At 52.0% G+C, this 18,624-nt stretch carries 19 protein-coding genes; 11 read left to right on the top strand and 8 right to left on the bottom strand.

What is annotated here, in order from left to right; all coding sequences use genetic code 11:
• Positions 1–231 precede the first annotated feature (231 nt).
• The 5 genes from AACT35_RS12345 to AACT35_RS12325 all read left to right on the top strand — a co-directional run bounded on the left by AACT35_RS12345 (position 232) and on the right by AACT35_RS12325 (position 5,299).
• Positions 232–1,812, top strand: coding sequence for an NAD(P)H-quinone oxidoreductase subunit N (locus tag AACT35_RS12345; protein ID WP_099239754.1), 1,581 nt, complete (start codon positions 232–234; stop codon positions 1,810–1,812).
• Between the two features lie 102 nt (positions 1,813–1,914).
• Positions 1,915–2,289 (top strand): (2Fe-2S) ferredoxin domain-containing protein, encoded by a 375-nt coding sequence (locus AACT35_RS12340; protein WP_181445675.1) that lies wholly within the window; start codon positions 1,915–1,917, stop codon positions 2,287–2,289.
• A 101-nt stretch (positions 2,290–2,390) separates the two neighbouring features.
• Positions 2,391–2,909 carry an adenine phosphoribosyltransferase gene (locus tag AACT35_RS12335; RefSeq protein ID WP_030007782.1) on the top strand — a complete coding sequence of 173 codons (519 nt, stop codon included), beginning with the start codon at positions 2,391–2,393 and terminating at the stop codon, positions 2,907–2,909.
• Positions 2,910–2,947: 38 nt separating this feature from the next.
• Positions 2,948–3,961 (top strand): ABC transporter permease, encoded by a 1,014-nt coding sequence (locus tag AACT35_RS12330; protein ID WP_445267908.1) that lies wholly within the window; start codon positions 2,948–2,950, stop codon positions 3,959–3,961.
• A 108-nt stretch (positions 3,962–4,069) separates the two neighbouring features.
• Positions 4,070–5,299, top strand: a complete 1,230-nt coding sequence (locus AACT35_RS12325; RefSeq protein WP_099239752.1) for a zinc ribbon domain-containing protein — start codon at positions 4,070–4,072, stop codon at positions 5,297–5,299.
• Between the two features lie 8 nt (positions 5,300–5,307).
• On the opposite strand, the gene AACT35_RS12320 is transcribed toward AACT35_RS12325, so the two are convergent.
• Complete coding sequence (locus AACT35_RS12320) at positions 5,308–6,732, bottom strand: efflux RND transporter periplasmic adaptor subunit (protein ID WP_012308147.1); 1,425 nt, start codon at positions 6,730–6,732, stop codon at positions 5,308–5,310.
• Positions 6,733–6,903: 171 nt separating this feature from the next.
• On the opposite strand from AACT35_RS12320, the gene AACT35_RS12315 reads away from it, so the two are divergent.
• Genes AACT35_RS12315 through AACT35_RS12305 form a run of 3 tightly spaced genes read left to right on the top strand, consistent with a single transcriptional unit; the run spans position 6,904 to position 10,003 of the window.
• Positions 6,904–7,788 carry a tetratricopeptide repeat protein gene (locus AACT35_RS12315; protein ID WP_099239750.1) on the top strand — a complete coding sequence of 295 codons (885 nt, stop codon included), beginning with the start codon at positions 6,904–6,906 and terminating at the stop codon, positions 7,786–7,788.
• A 58-nt stretch (positions 7,789–7,846) separates the two neighbouring features.
• Positions 7,847–9,073, top strand: coding sequence for an ABC transporter ATP-binding protein (locus tag AACT35_RS12310; protein WP_099239748.1), 1,227 nt, complete (start codon positions 7,847–7,849; stop codon positions 9,071–9,073).
• Between the two features lie 42 nt (positions 9,074–9,115).
• Complete coding sequence (locus AACT35_RS12305; protein WP_254048033.1) at positions 9,116–10,003, top strand: ATP adenylyltransferase family protein; 888 nt, start codon at positions 9,116–9,118, stop codon at positions 10,001–10,003.
• A gap of 13 nt (positions 10,004–10,016) precedes the next feature.
• Here the strand turns inward: AACT35_RS12305 and AACT35_RS12300 are convergent, their stop codons facing one another.
• From AACT35_RS12300 to AACT35_RS12280, 5 genes are all read right to left on the bottom strand, one after another.
• On the bottom strand, positions 10,017–10,676 hold the full coding sequence (locus tag AACT35_RS12300; protein ID WP_030007788.1) for a M23 family metallopeptidase: 660 nt from the start codon (positions 10,674–10,676) through the stop codon (positions 10,017–10,019).
• A gap of 141 nt (positions 10,677–10,817) precedes the next feature.
• Entirely contained in the window at positions 10,818–12,242 is a 1,425-nt protein-coding gene (locus tag AACT35_RS12295) for a folate/biopterin family MFS transporter (protein ID WP_012308152.1), read from the bottom strand.
• Between the two features lie 69 nt (positions 12,243–12,311).
• On the bottom strand, positions 12,312–12,944 hold the full coding sequence (locus tag AACT35_RS12290) for a transaldolase family protein (protein WP_099239744.1): 633 nt from the start codon (positions 12,942–12,944) through the stop codon (positions 12,312–12,314).
• Between the two features lie 38 nt (positions 12,945–12,982).
• Complete coding sequence (gene fabD, locus AACT35_RS12285; RefSeq protein WP_099239742.1) at positions 12,983–13,861, bottom strand: ACP S-malonyltransferase; 879 nt, start codon at positions 13,859–13,861, stop codon at positions 12,983–12,985.
• Between the two features lie 83 nt (positions 13,862–13,944).
• Positions 13,945–15,279 (bottom strand): histidine phosphatase family protein, encoded by a 1,335-nt coding sequence (locus AACT35_RS12280; RefSeq protein WP_099239806.1) that lies wholly within the window; start codon positions 15,277–15,279, stop codon positions 13,945–13,947.
• 138 nt (positions 15,280–15,417) lie between these two features.
• Between AACT35_RS12280 and folK the strand changes: the two genes are divergently transcribed.
• Positions 15,418–15,933, top strand: coding sequence for a 2-amino-4-hydroxy-6-hydroxymethyldihydropteridine diphosphokinase (gene folK, locus AACT35_RS12275; RefSeq protein ID WP_254048032.1), 516 nt, complete (start codon positions 15,418–15,420; stop codon positions 15,931–15,933).
• A 96-nt stretch (positions 15,934–16,029) separates the two neighbouring features.
• Positions 16,030–16,842, top strand: coding sequence for a tetratricopeptide repeat protein (locus AACT35_RS12270; RefSeq protein ID WP_099239738.1), 813 nt, complete (start codon positions 16,030–16,032; stop codon positions 16,840–16,842).
• 100 nt (positions 16,843–16,942) lie between these two features.
• Here the strand turns inward: AACT35_RS12270 and AACT35_RS12265 are convergent, their stop codons facing one another.
• Entirely contained in the window at positions 16,943–17,113 is a 171-nt protein-coding gene (locus tag AACT35_RS12265) for a metallothionein (protein ID WP_012308158.1), read from the bottom strand.
• 102 nt (positions 17,114–17,215) lie between these two features.
• On the opposite strand from AACT35_RS12265, the gene AACT35_RS12260 reads away from it, so the two are divergent.
• Entirely contained in the window at positions 17,216–17,542 is a 327-nt protein-coding gene (locus tag AACT35_RS12260) for an ArsR/SmtB family transcription factor (RefSeq protein WP_012308159.1), read from the top strand.
• On the opposite strand, the gene gmd is transcribed toward AACT35_RS12260, so the two are convergent.
• Positions 17,539–18,618, bottom strand: coding sequence for a GDP-mannose 4,6-dehydratase (gene gmd, locus AACT35_RS12255; protein ID WP_099239736.1), 1,080 nt, complete (start codon positions 18,616–18,618; stop codon positions 17,539–17,541). The two genes, AACT35_RS12260 and gmd, sit on opposite strands and share 4 nt — an antisense overlap.
• Positions 18,619–18,624 lie beyond the last annotated feature (6 nt).

The following is an 18,624-nucleotide window of genomic DNA, read 5'->3' as shown; positions in this document are numbered from 1 at the left end:
ATGGGTTGATACATCTTGACCACTGCATCCCGCAGCGCAAACTTAAGCCCAGCGGGTCGTGTCGCAAGAAAAAGTATTGGGTCTGGGGAACCCGGACGCCTGCCTGTGGAGGCAATGTAAGACCAAAAGAACGACTGAGATCTAGAGGCCATTGCTGTCGAATCAGGAAGCTCTGCCCGTCTGTGGTGGGGTAGTTCACTGGAAGTTGGTTCACTAAGCCGAAGAGCAAAGATGGATTTTTCAAGCACTGTGGCAAGCCAGTTGTACACTGGGGCAATTCTGCCGGAAAGTATCGTTATTTTGACCCTCATCGTTGTTTTGGTGGGGGATTTAATTGTCGGACGCGCTCGTTCGGGTTGGATTCCCTACGCGGCGATCGCCGGACTGTTGGGGTCAGTATTCGCCTTGTACCTCGGTTGGGATAATCCCCATCCCGTTGCCTTTTTGGGGGCATTTAACAGCGATAACCTCAGTATTTTATTCCGGGGCATCATTGTCCTGTCTACGGCCTTCACGATCATGATGTCGGTGCGCTATGTGGAACGTTCCGGCACCGCCCTCTCTGAATTTATCTGCATCTTGCTCACGGCCACCCTGGGGGGGATGTTCCTCTCTGGGGCGAATGAGTTGGTGATGATTTTTGTCTCCCTCGAAATGCTTAGTATCTCGTCTTATCTACTGACGGGCTACATGAAGCGAGACCCCCGTTCCAATGAGGCCGCCCTCAAGTATTTGTTAATTGGGGCCGCGAGTTCGGCGATTTTCCTCTACGGTGTGTCCTTGCTCTACGGCCTATCGGGTGGCAAGACAATTCTCAGTGAGATTGCCCTTGGATTTACGGATCCCCAGGGGGGCCAGTCCCTGGCGTTAGCGATCGCCCTGGTCTTTGCGATCGCCGGGATCGCCTTCAAGATTTCAGCGGTGCCCTTCCACCAATGGACGCCTGACGTTTACGAAGGTTCGCCGACCCCCGTTGTTGCCTTTCTCTCGGTGGGTTCTAAGGCCGCTGGTTTCGCCCTGGCGATCCGTTTGTTGGTAACGGTCTTTAACCCCGTGAGCGAAGAATGGCACTTCATTTTCACAGCTTTGGCAATCCTCAGTATGGTCTTGGGGAACGTGGTGGCTCTGGCGCAAACCAGCATGAAGCGGATGTTGGCCTATTCTTCCATTGCCCAGGCGGGTTTTGTGATGATTGGCCTCGTTGCGGGGACTGATGCGGGCTATTCCAGCGTAATTTTCTATCTGCTGGTGTATTTGTTCATGAACCTGGGTGCCTTTACCTGTGTGATTCTTTTCTCTCTCCGGACGGGCACAGACCAAATCGCGGAGTATGCGGGTTTATACCAAAAAGATCCGTTACTGACCCTCGGCCTCAGTGTTTGCCTACTCTCCCTTGGGGGCATTCCGCCCTTGGCTGGGTTCTTCGGGAAAATTTACCTATTCTGGGCAGGCTGGCAAGCGGGCCTCTATGGCCTAGTGCTGTTGGGTTTGATCACCAGTGTGATTTCGATCTACTACTACATCCGCGTGATTAAGATGATGGTGGTCAAGGAACCCCAGGAAATGTCTGATTCTGTGCGCAATTATCCAGCGGTCACTTGGACGGCTGTGGGGATGAAACCTTTACAAGTGGGTCTGGTACTGTCGGTGATTATCACGTCTTTGGCGGGAATTCTCTCGAATCCGTTGTTTGTAATTGCGGATCAATCCGTCACCAGTACACCGATGTTACAAGCGGCAAATCATCCCACAGAACAGGCCGTTGCCCAAGTAGACAGCGAGCTGGTTGGAGTGGCGATCGCCGAGCATTAAGCAACGGTAAAACAATATTTTCAGTTCAAGATGATGACCCTCTGCCGCAATTGGTAGGGGGTTTTGATTAGCATGGGAGCAGAGTTCGACTGAGCAAACGACATGACCCGTACAGTGTTGATCTGTTGTCACCATACCTGTCCAAAACAGGGTTCAACGGCGATTTTGGCCGCCTTCCAAGCCCAAGCGCCTGCTGATGTTGAAGTGCGACAGACTGGGTGTTTTGGGGAATGTGGCAATGGCCCCCTGGTGCGCGTGCTGCCCGATGAAGTGTGGTATGCCCATGTGCAACAAGCCGATATTCCAGCAATTGTTAAACAGCATTTGCGCCAAAACCGACCCGTCAAACAGAAGCTCTATGGCAAATTTCACCAACCCAATCACGGAGCGATCGCCGCTCTCTTTTTATTTTTTTCCTTTTTCGGCTTTCTGATCGGGCTATGTTGGCTCTTGGCTAGTCACACGGAAGTCTTTTGAAAATCATGAAAATAAGCTCGCCGCCAGTGATGTTTACGTGCCAGAACTCGCTAAGATGAGGGGCGATCGCCTTTTATTCCCGTTAAACCGCTCTAAAAACTATGGATCTAAAATCCCTGATTCGTGACATCCCTGATTTCCCCAAGCCCGGCATTCTCTTCCGCGACATTACCACCCTCCTCAATCACCCCGAAGGCATGCGCTACACCATGGATGCCCTAGTGCAACTCTGCCTTGAAGCCAACCTCAAACCCGATCATGTGGTGGGGATGGAGTCTAGGGGGTTTATCTTTGGGCCGACCCTCGCCTACAACCTCAATGCTGGTTTTGTCCCCGTGCGTAAACCCGGTAAACTCCCCGCCGCCGTCCACACCGTCGAATACGAACTTGAATACGGCACCGACACCCTCGAAATTCACCAGGATGCCGTGGGGTCTGGGGACAAAATTGTCATCGTCGATGACCTGATCGCCACCGGGGGCACCGCCAAAGCCACCGCAGAACTGCTTACCAAAATTGGCTGTGACATCATTGGTTTTGTGTTTATCGTCGAACTCCTAGATCTCAAGGGCCGCGATCGCCTGCCAGACGCCCCCGTGCTTTCCCTCATACAATACTAGGCAGGATTTGGAACACCCGATTTAACCCCCCAATGAGCATTCGTAATCCCCTGACGATCTTTGATCGAGAAACGATTTTTTATATCTTAAAGCGCCTACTCCAGGCGATTTTTACCCTATTTTTGGCTTCGATCCTGAGCTTTGTGATTATCCAATTGGCTCCAGGGGATTACCTTGATGCCCTCCGGCAGAACCCGAAAATGACCGAGGAGACGCTCTTAGATCTCCAAAGTCGTTTCGGCCTCGATCAACCGATTCTGACCCAATATGGCCGCTGGCTATGGCGGGTGGTGCGCTACTTTGATTTTGGCATTAGTTTTGAATCCTTCCGGCCTGTCCATGAGCTGCTCCTAGAACGGATGCCCGCCACCCTACTCCTGGCACTCACGTCAATTATCGGTACCTGGGCGATCGCCATTCCTTTAGGGATTCTCAGTGCCGTGAAGCAAAATACCGTCCTCGATAAATTTTTGCGGGTGATTAGTTACCTCGGTCAGGGTTTGCCCAGCTTTATCACGGCCCTCGCCTTGCTGATGGTGGCCCAACAGGTTTCTCCGTTGCTCCCGGTGGGGGGCATGACCAGTATTAATTTCGTGGATCTCCCCTGGTACGGCAAAATTCTCGACATCGGCTGGCACATGATTCTCCCAACTATTGCCTTGAGCTTAACGGGCTTTGCGGGGTTGCAACGGCTGACCCGGGGTCAACTCTTGGATGTGTTGCGGCAAGATTATATCCAAACGGCGCGGGCCAAGGGCTTACCAGAAAATCGTGTGATCTATGTCCACGCCCTCCGCAATGCGATCAATCCCTTGATTACCCTGCTGGGCTTTGAATTTGCCAGTCTGTTGAGTGGCTCATTTATTTCTGAATTTTTCTTTAACTGGCCGGGCCTGGGAACTTTGACGTTACAAGCGGTGCAATCCCAGGATTTGTATTTAGTCATGGCGGCCCTGATGATGAGTGCAACCATGCTCATTGTGGGGAATCTTCTGGCAGATTTGATGTTAAAGTTTGCCGATCCCCGCATTAAATTAGACGATTTGAAGTAATTGCATCATGGCCTCCAAAAAGCGCCACAGCAGCAAAGATTTATGACCAAGGTTCCCCCGTTGGGGCTTCTTTTCCTAGAGTAGAGAAAACGACGGGGGACTTATTTTATGGTGCGTTGGCTGAAGCGTCTTTGGCGGAATCTTGTCCGTAAATCGACCCATGTCCGTCAGGAACCACTCAATAAAGTGAGTATTGTAATCCTGATTTTGATCGACATTTTTGTGTTGATCAATGTGTTTCAGGGTCTTGATAGTGTTGGTAACTGGCCCCTTTCACCCCAGGAACGGTATCCTTGCTACCGCGTTTATCAGACCTATCAAAATAACGATAACTCCGATAAAGACTTTACCTGGGTAATGGAAATGTTGGGGGATTATCCTTCCCAAGACATTCAACCCGTCGAAACAGAAGGGCGTTTGGGGGAAGTTTCTAGCCAGTGCGATCGCCTTTTGGCCCTCACACCAACGGTAAAAAATCCGGAAACCCTGGCTTTATCCAAAGAGATTCAGAATTTACAAACCCAAATTAATGAAGTCAACCAACGCATTGCCACCTACAAAGAGCAATATGATTCGACGCTTTTAGAAGAAATTGCGGGTCAAGATCCGAATCAATCGATCAACGAAACAACGGCAGCCCAAACGAAGGCGGACATTGAGGCCGCCGAAGCCCAAAAAGCAACCCTGACCGAGACCCTAGATCGTAGAAAAGCCGAGCTTCTTAATCAATCAGAGGTACAAACGTATTTAACAGCCATTGGCGATCGCCAATTTTTTGCCACTTTGAAACAGGATTTTGAACGGGCTGAATTTTGGCACCCCAATCGGCAATTCTTTTTGCAGACCCTTTTCCTCTTACCGCTGATTTTGATTAGCTATTTTTGGCATCGTCAGGCTGTGGAGCGGCACCGGGGAACCCAGGCGCTTTTAAGTTGGCATTTATTACTTATTTTTCTGATCCCCCTGCTCATTAAAATTCTCCAATTTATCCAGTTTGGGAATCTAGTGCGGGCGATTTTTGATGTCTTGATCGCAGTTTTTGGTGGCTTAGTTTTTATTTCTAGCTATCTGCTGATCTTGATTATTCCGCTGTTGGGCTTTGGCTTGATTAAATTTCTCCAGCGGTTTGTTTTTAATCCCAAAGTCCAGGCAAAAAGTCGCATTCAAAAACAGCGCTGCATTCAATGTAGTAGTCGGCTCCGCAAAGGCGATCAATTTTGTCCTTTTTGTGGATTTGAACAATGGATTAGTTGCCCAAACTGTGCAGCAAAAACCTATAAATACACAGAATATTGTCGCCAGTGCGGGGTGGATTTATCGGATTCTCTGCCCCAGTAAATCTAAAATTATTCAGGCCGCTCTAGGTTTTCTGGGAGGTCAATAAAGACCCGGTCTTCTGGGGTGACGCCCCGGACAATCTGGGTGCGATCGCCGACGGTCGCGCCGATGATCACAGGCTTAAATTGGGGGGTGTTATTCGCATCAGGAATGAGAACTCCGGTTTCGCCATTTTCTGTGGCGATCGCCACCGTGGGCACTGTCATCACATTAGTTAAATTTTGGCCGACGAAAGTAACGTCAGTATTCATCTTCGAGCGGAGAAATTCCCGACCCGATAACAGGGCAATGCGCACCTCAAAGGAAGTTACATTATTTTCAACAATCGCTTCCGGGGCCACCAACAACACCCGTCCCCGAAACACCTGGGCGGGATCCGCATCGGCAACAATTTCCACATCTTGGCCCGGTTCAATTTGCTGAATATCCACCTCCGGCACCCTGGCGACCACTTCCAAACCCCGTGCTAGGGCCAAAATAGACGAAGAGGTGGCCGAGGCCGTACTCGATGCGGCAGTCGTTGGCGTTACAAATGCCCCTTCGGTGGCGAATTTTTGGGTGATCACCCCATCAAAGGGCGCCCGAATAATGCTGTCTTGGAACTGTACCGCCGCAATTTGTCGCTGGGCCTGGGCCTGTTCGAGGGCCGCTGTCAGTTGAGTTAATTGGGGTTCAGCGTTGCGTTCGAGGCGATCTAGGCTCGCTCTGGCCTCGACGGTGGCAGCGGTAAGGGCTTCGAGTTCGGGATTGGCGGTATTTCTGACCTGGGCTAACCGTTGCTGGGCTTCAAAAAAGCGGGCGCTAGCATTGTCAAATTCATTGCGGACATCGTCATAGGTTTCCTGGGCGATCGCCCCACTATCGAGGAGTGTTTCAAAGCGTTCAACCTTGTCCTGGGTGCGTTGGAGATTGGCTTGGGCTGCCGCTAGTTGCGCATTGGCTTGATCAATTTCTTTGGGAATGCGCTGTTCCGCCTGTTGCAGTTGGGCTTGGGTGCGAATGTAGCGGGCGCGGGCTTCTTCGATTTCTCCCTGGATACGGGTTTCTGTGGCCCGGAGTTCGGCAATGCGTTGTTTCGTCAGAGATTCAGCACGAATCCCCTCGGCATACAGTTCACTATTGTCCATAATTGCCAGTTCTTGGCCTTCGGTGACAACATCTCCCTGTTCCACCAGCAGTTGGGCGAGGCGACCGGGGGTTTTGGGACTAATGTTAACGCTCTGGATCGGTTCGACAATGCCGTTGGCCTCGATGCGCACCGCTAAATTTTCCACTTCAACGGGAACGGTCAGGGCGGCCAGTTGTTCTTCATTCACCCCTGCCTGGCGATCGCCAAACATTCTCGCCACCGGCAGACCAATGAGTAGCACCCCACCAGCTAAGGCCGCCAAGGACAAAACAACTTTTTTGGGGGTGACAAGGGCACCAATCATAGGAATTTTTGCGGGGGGTTGCGTGAACAGGACTAATCCGTAGTCTACTGTAATCCTTCAAAATTGAAATAGTCCCCCGTGGGGAATCTTTTTACAATGGTTTTACGTCAATTGCGGGGGAAAGTCGCTAGACTTGGTTTTAAGAATCGTTGTTTCGTGAAGAGTTGAACCGTGCCTAAACATCGTTGGTTAGTTGCCCTTGGAGCCTGTGTTTGTGTGTTGTGGATGGGAAATAGTCCTGTGCGATCGCAGGCGGTACTGCCCCTGAGGCGGGATTTTGACCAGGCCCAAATGGAACAACAGGGGCTGATGCTCATCGAAGATGCAATTCAACTTTCTCGCTTCCAACAATATGAATGGGCGATTCCCCGGGCCAAACTCGCGACCCAACTGGTACCAGAACGTTTTGAAGCTTGGTACATTTTGGGCACCCTCCTCGTGCAAGAGCGGGAACTTGATGCCGGGATTCAGGCCCTCACCACAGCAAAACGACTCAATCCCCGTGAAAGTGGTGTCCATAGTATTTTGGGGTCGGCCTATTTCCAACAGGGAGATTACGAAGGGGCACTCCGGTCGCTGAAAACGGCTACCCAGCTTGGGGACAATTCCATCGAAACCCTCTTCGATCTCGGTAATACCCAGTACAAGCTCAAGCAATATGATGCGGCGATCGCCACCTACAACCAAGCCGTTGCCCTCGATGCCACCTTTTGGCCGGGGATTAATAATATTGGCTTGATCCAGTACGAACAAGGCAAGGTTGATGCTGCCATTGACAGTTGGCAAAAGGCGATCGCCCTCGACCCCACCGCCGCAGAACCCCAACTCGCCGTTGCTGTGGCCACCTACACCAAAGGCGATCGCGCGAAGGGCTTAGAATTGACCCGTACCGCCCTGGATCTCGATGGTCGTTACGGCGAAATTGATTTCCTCGTGGAAAACCTCTGGGGCGAAAAGTTGATCCAGGCCACCCAAGCTGTATTTGATACGCCAACCGTCCAGGCTTTCTTTACAGAACTCGACCGCCGGGCATTTCAACCGGAGATGGAACCCTAGGGACAAGGGTGCGATACCATAAGCATCACTGCTTCTCTGTTGATGGGAAAACATTGCCGTGGCCCAGGTTGTACTCAACGATATTCACAAATCTTTTGCGGATCGCTCCACCGGAAAAATGACCGCCGTCTTGCGGGGGATTAACCTCCAGATCCAGGCGGGGGAATTTATGGTGCTGGTGGGAGCTTCTGGGTGTGGTAAGAGTACGTTATTGCGCCTCATCGCGGGCCTCGAAACGGTGACAACGGGACAAATTGCCATTGGCGATCGCCCGGTGAATGATCTCCCGTCTAAACAGCGAGACATTGCCATGGTGTTCCAAAATTACGCCCTGTATCCCCACCTCAATGTCTATGACAACATTGCCTTTGGGTTGCGGCGGATGCCCACGGCAGAAACGAAAAGCCATTGGCTGCAAAATACCTGGCGGGGCGTCACCAGACCACTCCCAAAATCCCTGCGTTATCAACCGACTGCCGAATTACAGATCCGCCAAAAAGTGCAGCAGGTCGCCCAACTGCTACAGATTGACCATCTCCTCACACGACTCCCGAAACAATTGTCCGGCGGCCAAAAGCAACGGGTTGCTTTGGGGCGGGCGATCGCCCGCAATCCCCAGGTTTTTCTGATGGACGAACCCCTTTCTAATTTGGATGCGGCCCTGCGCAGTGAAACCCGCGCCCAGATCGTTCAACTCCAGCGTCAACTGGGGATTACAACGATTTACGTGACCCACGACCAAACCGAAGCAATGACCATGGGCGATCGCATTGCGGTGATGCACCAAGGGGAAATTCTCCAGGTGGCCCCGCCCCTTGAAGTTTATAATCGCCCGGTGAATCGCTTTGTGGCGGAATTTATTGGCTCGCCACCGATGAACTTTCTGTCAGTGCAGTTGACCGTCGCTGGCGTCGTTGAACATCCCCAATTCCGCTTTCCCGTCCCAGAAGGTTGGCGGCCATTACTCCAGCCCTACCAGGGGCGATCGCTTCTCCTGGGCATCCGGCCCGAACACCTCAGCCTCAGTACCGCCGCCCCCGAAAATCTTGAAGTGGCGATCAATCTTGTCGAAGCCCTCGGCAATGAAACTTTCCTCTCGGCTCACCCCGTTGACTTGCCGCTACAAAATCTCAAAGTGCGCATTCCCCCCAAGGCTAAGGTTGCCCCCCAGGAAAAAGTCTGGTTGGCCTTTGATTTAGAGCAACTCCACTTTTTTGATCCAGAGACGGAATTTAGCCTCGGTCAACCCCACCCCAAGGGTGAAGCGGAACAACTGATCCGCTAAACTTTGGGATGTTGAGTCGTGTGGCGATCGCCCCAGCACCCTATGAATGAATTGCTGACCAAAATTCAACACACCACGCGCCACGCCAAACAGGTAGGGGCGCTGCATTCTTTGACCACGGCCCAGGAAGTGATTGTTGACCATGGGATTCCCTTTGTGGTGCGCATTTTAGAGCAACTCGACCGCAAGGAAAATTATCAAGCGAAACAAGAAAAAGCGAAGGTGAATCCTTTTTTGCCCTACGAACAGGATTTATTTGTTTGTGATCTGACGCCCCACCATGTCTGTCTGCTGAATAAATTTAACGTCGTCGATCACCATATTTTGATCATCACCCGGGAGTTTCAGCCCCAGGAAACCTGGTTAATGGAAGCTGATTTTACTGCCCTGGCCCATTGTCTCCAACGTCTCGATGGCTTGGCCTTTTATAATGCCGGGGCGATCGCCGGGGCGAGTCAACCCCACAAACATTTGCAATTGATCCCTTTCCAGAGCAATGGGGAAACCTTTTCAGTGCCCATCGACCAAGTGCTGTCCCAGCTCAATGATCAGATGCAGCCCCAGCAAATTCCTCTCTTTCCCTTCATGCACGGGATTATCCCCCTACCCCAGGATTACGACGGCAAGATTTTGTTCGATTGTTACCTCGCCCTGCTGCGTTTTCTTCGCTTTACTGACGGGCCGCTCAACCCCGGTTGGCAAACCCAAGCCTATAATCTTCTCGTTACCCGCCGTTGGATGTTGCTGGTGCAACGGGCCCAGGATCAGTATGAAAAAATTCCAGTGAATTCCCTGGGGTTTGCAGGGGCTCTTTTAGTGCGTAATCAGATGCAGTTGAGTTTGCTCAAAAAATTAACCCCCCTGCAACTATTAGCCTCAGTGGCGGCACGGGGGGATTTATCCCAAAGGGCGATCGCCCCCTTTGAATAAGCCAAAAAACTGGCTATGTGGGCTGTACCAAATCATCCAGGGAAGCCGTGGGCTGGTTGTACATTGCCTGGAGCACAAGGGCCGGATCGACATAGTTCCCGGAATATTTCAAGCCCCAGTGGAGGTGGGGGCCAGTGGTGCGTCCGGTCATGCCAACGCGACCAATGCGAGTGCCAGCGCTCACTTCCTGACCAAGCCAAAGCTGAATGCCACCGTTGCGATCCATGAGGAAAGTCCCTTGACCAGAGGAAGAAACATAGCCACTGAGGTGACAGTAGATATGTTCCCAATCACCGGATTTAATCTGGATCATTGTGCCGCAGGCGGTGTTATCCGAAAGGCCCACAACTTTACCACTCCACCAGTTACGGATGTAGCTGCCGAGGGGAGCAGCAATGTCTAAGCCTTGGTGAAATTGGCGTTGACCACTGGTGGGCGAAGTGCGATAGCCAAACCCAGATGTGTAACTTTGAAAATTTTCGACGGGAAAAGAAGCCTGTCGCCAACTGTTGTTGATACTAACGCGGGTTTGGGCTTGGGCGATCGCCAGGGGTGTTGATTGTGGCTGGGGCAGGAGATTAAACCCCAACACAAGGGCCAAGGTCACAGCCCCCAGCAGGATTGGTTTAATCCAGCGGCGAGCACGACGGAGATAAAACTGTAGGTTAAGCATTTACATCAAAGCCTAAAATCCATGGTAAGGGGATGTCCCAGACAAAAAAGATCATGTTGACAAACCATTGTAAGTCTAGTCTTTAGTCTGCGCACTTTTGTTTCACAGATTTTTGACCTGTACCACTGCTGGCATGACATTTTAAGACTGTTTTTCCGACTGGGAACCCACCAAATTTGGTTCTACCGTCGGGAAAAGGGCCGATTCTGTTCCCGAAATTGCCGCGTGGTGTTCGTAAAGTTCCACTGAGGGCGTAGTGTGTTCTTCAAGATCAGCCTGGGGATCCCCTGCCGGGAGCCATTTCAAGAAGACGAGGGGCAATAGGGTCGTCAAATTCGTGATCGTGACCAAAAGCCAAAGTCGGTCAAAATTGGTTTCTGTCACTCCGAGCCACTGGGTGAGAAGAGCCCCCAACTCATGGGAGAGTAAACCCGCCAGGTTCCAACTCGACATTAACAGGGCAAACATGGTCGCCTCGACGCCGGGCGGACAAAGGCGCGCTGACAACACCAGAATGGGCATCAGGGCAATTTCGCCAGTAACGGTCAAAATCAAGTTGTCCCCCAAGCTAAACCAGCGATCATCAATGCCCAAAGCACGGTTGGCGTGGGTCACAAGAATAAGGGTGGTAAAACCAAGGACGGCGGAAATGACGGTACTCCACCCCAACATTTTCCGGAACGAAACTTGCTTGAGATATTTTTGGTAGATGGCAATCCCCGCCAGGGCCGCAAAGCTAGTAACTAGGCGCACCCGCCCTAAAAATTCCGGGTTAAAGTCTAGCTCGTTGGTGACAAAAAAGAAAAAGGCAGAATCGGCACTGGGGGTGGCCTGCCAGAGGAAAACAAAGGCCGTGGGCAACAGAATTTTTTTCTGCCGTACTGCTCCCCAGAGGGTTTTCATCTGGTTGCCAATGTTATCGGTGGTAGCTTTTAGGGATATGGCTTCACGGGGTTGCTCAATAATTAACAAGGCGATCGCCGATACCAACAGCGGAAAAATGGCCGTAATCCCGAACACAACCCGGGTACTAAATTGTTCCAGTAACCAACCGCTCAAATAGGCTGTTGTTAAACTCCCCACCGCCGCCACGGCCCAGGTCAAGGATTGGAGTGACCCTACTTTATCTAAAGATTCGGCCCGGGCGCGTTCGACCACTACCGAATCAACAATCACATCACTAATCGCCACGGAAATCGAACTCAAGACAATCATCGTTGCCGCCAACCAGGGTGCTTGGACAATGGTGGCCATTGCCGCCCAAGCGCCACAACCGAGTAAGCCCGCCAAAATGAGATAGGAGCGTCGTCGATAACCAAAGATCGGAAAGCCATCCGACAAAAAGCCAAAAAGGGGCTTGACGACCCAGGGAAATGCCGCGAGTCCCGTAAGGGCTGCCACTTCTGCCGGGGTTAGGCCGAGGTCATCTTTGAGGAAAAAGCTCACCGCAAGCCGGGAGAGATTGAGAATCCCCTGGACGAAATACACCGTCAACAGAGCAAACAACTCCGGGGTGACAGCATGGCCGAAGAGGGTTGGTTTTTTGAGATTGTCGAGAAAGGTCATCAAGGGAACGCTTATGATGAAGTTTTGTAAAGTCTTTTCTCAGTATAGACAACCTTTTCTGAAATCTGTTTAGTGTAAACCACACCCTGAGCGATTAAATTCGGCTTTGGTTTCTTCCGATAAGGAATGTGTAGTCAGGGTTTTGAGCAGAGCCAAAGGAACGGTAATGTGGTCTGCCCCAGCAATTATGGCATGGGTGACTTCGGCGGCGGATTTAAGGCTGGCAGCCAGGATTGTGGTTTCACTTCCTTGTAACAGAGCTTTCATGGCGCGGAGAAGGCTACTACCATCCCCCTGGAGGTTTGTGGCGCGGTTCACGTAGGCGATCGCATATTTGGCGCCGCCTTCTGCAGCGATTAACGCTTGGGTCGGCTGATAGATGGCGGTGACAGAGCAGCTTATTTCTGGAGAGAGTTTGGGCAAAGCCTGAAAACCGTTGAAAGTGGCGGGAATTTTAAGCACGAGCTGATCGCCAATGATTTCCCGTGCCCGGTGGGCCTCGCGGAGCATCCCCTCACAGTCTTCACTGACTAACTGGTAATAGAGTTCTCCAGGCGTGATGGCCGCCAAGGTTTTTAGGGTCACTTCCGGGGGCGCGTCACTTTTGGCCAGGAGGGTGGGATTGGTGGTAATGCCCTTGACCCAACCCCAGGCCATGGCTTCGGTGGCTTCGGTGGCGATCGCCGAATCTAAATAAATCATGGTTCCCTTTGGGCGCAGTGGTTTGGTATGCCTTGAGCCTAGCCAATACTGGCGAGGGTATCAATGTTTGCCGTGGCCATGTCTTTGCAGGTGCGCTTAATTAAACCCGTTAACACTTTACCGGGGCCAATTTCTACGGCCTCTGCAACTTCTAGGGCGCTCAGTTGCTGCATGATTTCGAGCCAACGGACAGAACCGGTCATTTGGGCCTTGAGACGCTCCTTGAGGGCGGCTGCTTGGGTTTCCGGTTGGGGGTCAACATTGGATAATACGGGGATTTTGGCATCAGAAAATTCAACGGCAGCCAGAACTGCTTCAAATTGGGCAGCGGCTTCGGCCATAAACGGGGAATGGAACGCACCAGAAACATTCAGGGCGATCGCCCGCTTGGTTTTGACACCATTCATAATCGCATCAACGGCTTCTGGGGTACCAGAAATGACAACTTGTTGTTCGCTGTTGTCGTTGGCGAGGGTCACTCCCTCGGTTGCCGCAATTTTTTCTATTAATTCAGTACGGTCAAACTTCATCAGGGCCGCCATTTTCCCCCCAGACGCTTGATCCATCAGTTGGGCGCGCTTTTGCACTAATTGCAAACCAGCGGCGAAATCATAGACCCCAGCCGCATAGAGGGCGGAATATTCACCGAGGCTGTGGCCCGCCATAAAGTCCACCTGGGGCGCTTTCTCCCGGTAGCGATCGCAGAGAATCGCCTCTAGCACATAGAGACAGGGTTGGGTGTAAAGGGTGCGGGAGAGGGTCGCTTCATCCCCCTGGCATTTTTCGAGAATCGACCAACCGAGGATTGCCTCTGCTTCAGCAAATCTTGCTTTGGCGACGGGATGTTCGGCGAGATCGACACCCATGCCCACCGCTTGAGATCCTTGGCCCGGAAAGACCCACGCAATTTTACCCATTACACACGCTCGTTATTGTTGCTACAAAAATTTTCCAGACTTGATTATAGGGGATGGCGATCGCCCCTCATTTTTTCCCAGGCTTACAAAGCTCCGGCTGCCGTCTGATCAATCACCCCAAAGCCAAGGTGCGACGTAATATTTAGCGCCTGGAGTACCGGTTCACTGTCTGCCCCCTGGAGGTAGTCAATCACCGTCACTGCACAGTTCCCCTGTTTCACCGCCCAAATATCCTGGGGCTGTAGTCCCATCAAGCGACAGAGAATCACCTTGTTAATGGCATCATGGGCGACAACTAAACCCACTTGGTTCGGGGTTTGGCTATACTGCGTCACAATCTCATCCCAGGCTTCGTTGGCCCGGTCCCACACCTGTTGGAGATTTTCCCCCTCTGGCATCTGGACTGTTTCTGGCTTGGTTTTCCACTGGGCCAGCATGCCGGGAAAGCCCGCTTCAATGTCAGCTTCTAGTTTGCCTTCCCAAAGGCCATGGCCAATTTCTTCTAATTTAGGGTGGGTACCCAACACCACCCCAGGGTGGGCTTGCAGAATGATTTCAGCGGTTTCCTTGGGCCGACTCATGGGGCTAGTCATGCCGAAATGCAGGGTCACATCCTTAAGGAATTCACGGGCTTTGGCGGCTTGGGCTTGGCCATTCTCATTTAACGGAATATCCATGGTGCCTTGGAAACGCCCTTCTTTATTCCAGTTGGTTTCCCCGTGGCGCACGAGCAGCAAACGGAGACCTTTGTGGCCCGGACGGTAGCTGGGGAGGGGCAGGCCGAGGTGGGCTGTTTGGTTAATTGATTCAAATTGAACAATGTCTCCCAACTGGCCGACAAAATTCAGCACATTGATGCAGCAGTTGGATTGTTGAATGCTCTGGTACTTACTGGGGGGGATGCCCGCCGCACTCATCAGTAAACAGCGGTTGATGCCATTGTGGGCGACGATTAGAATAGTTTCCCCTTGGTGTTTGGCGAGGATTTCCTGCCAGAATTGCCGGGCTTGGTCATAGAGGTCTTTAACCGGAGAGTGCTTGCTCCCATCGGCGTGGGTCATCACAAATTCAGCGGGATTTTCGTGCCAGAGGCGATAGGCTTCTGGATATTGTTCTTTGACGTCACTTTTGAGGAGTGTTTCCCACTGAGGCAAATTAATTTCTAGCAGACCCTCACTGGTGATGGGGGCGGGGGCTTTGTCGAGGTGCTGGTGGATAATTTCAGCGGTTTGCTTTGCCCGTTGGAGAGGGCTGCAGTAGATCGCAGCAAAGTCAATGCCCTGGAGGGTTTGGCCTACGGTGGCGGCGTCGGCACAGCCTTTGTCGGTGAGTACTGATTCATCACAACGGCCCTGGATCATTTTGAGGGCGTTATAGCTACTTTGTCCGTGACGCACGATTATGACGCGGGTTGCCACCTTGGTTTCCTCCATTATTTGGGTGTGGTGTTGCGAGGGGGGATTTTTGACTACACCATAGTATCTGGTTCGGGGTCAGGGGAAAAGGTGAAGTTCGGGCTATGATTTTGGGGCATGAATACGGGGAAATTTTTCGCAATGGAACGGGTTGTGGATGTGGCGATCGCCCTCGGAAGTAACTTGGGTAACTCCTTAGAAATTTTAGAAAATGCCATTCAACATTTGAGCGAACATCCGGCGATCGCCCTAACGGCTCGGTCTGCTTGGTACCGCACGGCCCCGGTCGGCCCGCCACAACCGGACTACATCAATGGTTGCGTGACTGGTCAGGTGCGCAATCTCAGTCCCGAAGCTCTCCTCGAAATCCTGTTGGCGATCGAGCAAGTATTTGGACGGGAACGGCGAGAACGTTGGGGGGCGCGGACGTTGGATTTGGATTTGCTTTTGTATGGCCAGGACATGATTTATCTGCCCCATTTGCAGGTGCCCCACCCCCGGATGCAGGAACGGGCCTTTGTGTTGGTGCCCCTAGCAGAGATTGCGCCCCATTGGTGTGAACCCCGGACCCAACGAACGATCCAAGCCCTCAAGGAACGGCTTTCCCTCACTGGAATTCAGAGATTAGACAGCGAAACTACGGGGAACCGTTGTTGATTGTAAACATCTCCCCCTAGGAAAAGCAGCGGCAACGGTAATTCTGACTATGATGGAAGATATTGGACGAACGGCAATATTTGGTGGAGTGTTCCCATGGTGCGTATTTTTTCTAGGCTGTTGGGTGGTATGGGTCTAGCCTTGGTTTTGGGAGGAACATTGACGCCGGCGATCGCCCAAGCGCGCCCCTGTGGTTCGACTCCTTGCCTCTTCGCCCAAGGTGCTGGCATGACCGCCGATTCAGTGGATGAATTGGTATTCCAGGGCAATGAATATTACGACCAAGGGCAATATGAACTGGCCCTCGCCGCCTACGATGCCGCCTTAATTTTGAATGCGAACGATGCAGAGCTTTGGATCTGGCGGGGCGTTACCCTAGGGGCCTTGGGGCAGCACGAAGAGGAATTGGCCAGCTATGATCAGGCGATCGCCCTTGACCCCGATCAAAACCTGGTGTGGTACAACCGGGGCGTTGTGTTAGGAGCTTTAGAGCGCTACGAAGAAGAACTGGCCAGCTATGACCGCGCCCTGGAACTGGATCCGGGGGATGTGGATGCTTGGTATAACCGGGGCATTGCCCTGGGCTTTCTGGAACGCTATGAAGAAGAATTAGCCAGCTACGATCAAGTACTAGCGTTAGATCCCACAGATGTGGATGCTTGGTTTAATAAAGGCTATGTTCTGGCCGATTTAGGTCGCCATGAAGAAGCGATCGCCACCTATGCCGCCCTCCTAGAACTCGATCCCGACGACGCCGAAGCCTGGAATAATCACGGTATTTCCCTCGAAGCACTGGGGCGCTATACCGAGGCGATCGCCAGCTATGACCAAGCCCTCGCCATTGACCCAGACTACGAAGACGCTTTGATTAACCGAGAAATTGCCCAAGCTGCCCTAGAGAAACTTTAGACTTCAACTAAATCAATCTTTATCAAAAAAAATACCCAGCTTCGGTGATGGGTATTGCTTCAGCTTATAAATTTGGCTCAATTTCTTTCTATTGGTGGCTCTATTGGTGACAAGTACAGCCCCCATGGCCACAGCCTTCACTCCCTGCGGGATGGCCATCGGCACAGGCTTGGCTGCAATAGCTCTTACCTTCCTTTTGGATAGCGCTATTGAGATCCACGATGCAAAGACAAGATTCACAGGCACACTTCATTTGGGTCACAGTTACCATGGTTTAAACCTCCAAGGTATTGTCTTAAATAGTTGAACAATTGTTCACATTTTTAGATTAACACATGAACAACTATTCAGGTATTGTTTAGATCAACGAACCATGACAGACCACAGTGGCAAAATCTTGAACCAAGCCAAGGCCCAACGGATGGCTGAATTTTTTGGTGTCTTGGGGGATGCCAACCGCTGGCGTATTCTTTCGGCCCTGGCCACTGGAGAGATGCGGGTGGGGGAACTCGCCGCCGCCGTTGAAATGAGTGAATCGGCTGTCTCCCACCAACTAAGAACCCTGCGCACGGCACGTTTAGTGAGCTATCGCAAGGAAGGGCGGAATGTGATTTATCGCCTCAAGGATCACCACATTCTTAATCTTTATCGTGACGCTTCGGAGCACCTAGACGAACCAGAGGATGGACACACCCACTAATCAACGCGGCTGCCGGTTGCTTGGCGGATATAGGCTTGATCTGCCTCGTAGAGTTTGCCCATCGCTGGATTGTGGGGCGGTAAACCCAAAATGGCAAGATCTGCTTCGACCATAATCCCGACGAGGGTCGGAAAATCAATACTCGGCTCCCAGTTCAGTTGTTTTTTAGCCTTTGTGGGATCGCCAATGAGTAAGTCCACCTCGGCAGGGCGGAGATAACGGCGGTCAAAGGCGACATAATTTTCCCAGTTCAGATTGACGTAGGCGAAGGCGGTTTCTAAAAATTGGCGGACTGAATAGGTTTCCCCCGTGGCAATGACATAGTCGTCGGGTTTGTCCTGCTGCAACATCAGCCACATCGCCCGCACATAGTCTTTTGCATAACCCCAGTCCCGCTTGGAATCGAGGTTGCCGAGGTACAGTTTGTCCTGCTGTCCGGCGATAATTCTGGCGATCGCCCTGGTGATTTTCCGGGTAACGAAGGTTTCCCCCCGGCGTGGCCCTTCATGGTTAAACAAAATGCCATTGCAAGCAAACAGATCATAGGATTCGCGGTAGTTCACCGTTTGCCAGTAGCCATAGACCTTGGCGCAGGCGTAGGGACTGCGGGGATAAAAGGGAGTGGTTTCCTTTTGGGGCACCTCTTGCACAAGGCCAAACATTTCCGACGAACCGGCCTGGTAAAAGCGCACCTCATTGCCCGTCCGTTCCTGGTAGTCCCGAATTGCTTCTAGGATACGCAGCGTCCCCATTGCCACGGTATCTACGGTATATTCCGGCGAATCAAAGCTCACCCGCACATGGGACTGGGCACCCAGATTGTAAACTTCATGGGGCTGGATTTTTTCGATTAATTTTCCTAGGGATGTGCCATCGGTGAGATCCCCGTAATGAAGAAAGAACCGAGCGTCGGGGGTATGGGGATCGACATAGAGATGGTCAATGCGGTCGGTATTGAAGGTAGAAGCGCGACGGATAATGCCATGAACTTCGTAACCCTTTTCGAGGAGCAGCTCCGCCAAATAAGAGCCATCTTGTCCGGTGATCCCTGTTACCAGTGCTTTTCGATTACCCATGGCGCT

Origin of the sequence: Synechococcus sp. BDU 130192 (assembly GCF_963876085.1) — a bacterium.
GTDB lineage: Bacteria > Cyanobacteriota > Cyanobacteriia > Cyanobacteriales > MRBY01 > MRBY01.
The sequence above is the reverse complement of the archived record's forward strand: the minus strand, read 5'-3'. Positions and strand labels throughout refer to the sequence as shown.

What these genes read in the sequence shown, in the direction of transcription:
- AACT35_RS12345 (WP_099239754.1), top strand. Translation starts at nt 232, where the DNA reads ATGGATTTTTCAAGCACTGTGGCAAGCCAGTTGTACACTGGGGCAATT.
- AACT35_RS12340 (WP_181445675.1), top strand. Translation starts at nt 1,915, where the DNA reads ATGACCCGTACAGTGTTGATCTGTTGTCACCATACCTGTCCAAAACAG.
- AACT35_RS12335 (WP_030007782.1), top strand. Translation starts at nt 2,391, where the DNA reads ATGGATCTAAAATCCCTGATTCGTGACATCCCTGATTTCCCCAAGCCC.
- AACT35_RS12325 (WP_099239752.1), top strand. Translation starts at nt 4,070, where the DNA reads ATGGTGCGTTGGCTGAAGCGTCTTTGGCGGAATCTTGTCCGTAAATCG.
- AACT35_RS12320 (WP_012308147.1), bottom strand. Translation starts at nt 6,732, where the DNA reads ATGATTGGTGCCCTTGTCACCCCCAAAAAAGTTGTTTTGTCCTTGGCG.
- AACT35_RS12305 (WP_254048033.1), top strand. Translation starts at nt 9,116, where the DNA reads ATGAATGAATTGCTGACCAAAATTCAACACACCACGCGCCACGCCAAA.
- AACT35_RS12300 (WP_030007788.1), bottom strand. Translation starts at nt 10,676, where the DNA reads ATGCTTAACCTACAGTTTTATCTCCGTCGTGCTCGCCGCTGGATTAAA.
- AACT35_RS12295 (WP_012308152.1), bottom strand. Translation starts at nt 12,242, where the DNA reads ATGACCTTTCTCGACAATCTCAAAAAACCAACCCTCTTCGGCCATGCT.
- AACT35_RS12290 (WP_099239744.1), bottom strand. Translation starts at nt 12,944, where the DNA reads ATGATTTATTTAGATTCGGCGATCGCCACCGAAGCCACCGAAGCCATG.
- fabD (WP_099239742.1), bottom strand. Translation starts at nt 13,861, where the DNA reads ATGGGTAAAATTGCGTGGGTCTTTCCGGGCCAAGGATCTCAAGCGGTG.
- folK (WP_254048032.1), top strand. Translation starts at nt 15,418, where the DNA reads ATGGAACGGGTTGTGGATGTGGCGATCGCCCTCGGAAGTAACTTGGGT.
- AACT35_RS12270 (WP_099239738.1), top strand. Translation starts at nt 16,030, where the DNA reads ATGGTGCGTATTTTTTCTAGGCTGTTGGGTGGTATGGGTCTAGCCTTG.
- AACT35_RS12265 (WP_012308158.1), bottom strand. Translation starts at nt 17,113, where the DNA reads ATGGTAACTGTGACCCAAATGAAGTGTGCCTGTGAATCTTGTCTTTGC.
- AACT35_RS12260 (WP_012308159.1), top strand. Translation starts at nt 17,216, where the DNA reads ATGACAGACCACAGTGGCAAAATCTTGAACCAAGCCAAGGCCCAACGG.
- gmd (WP_099239736.1), bottom strand. Translation starts at nt 18,618, where the DNA reads ATGGGTAATCGAAAAGCACTGGTAACAGGGATCACCGGACAAGATGGC.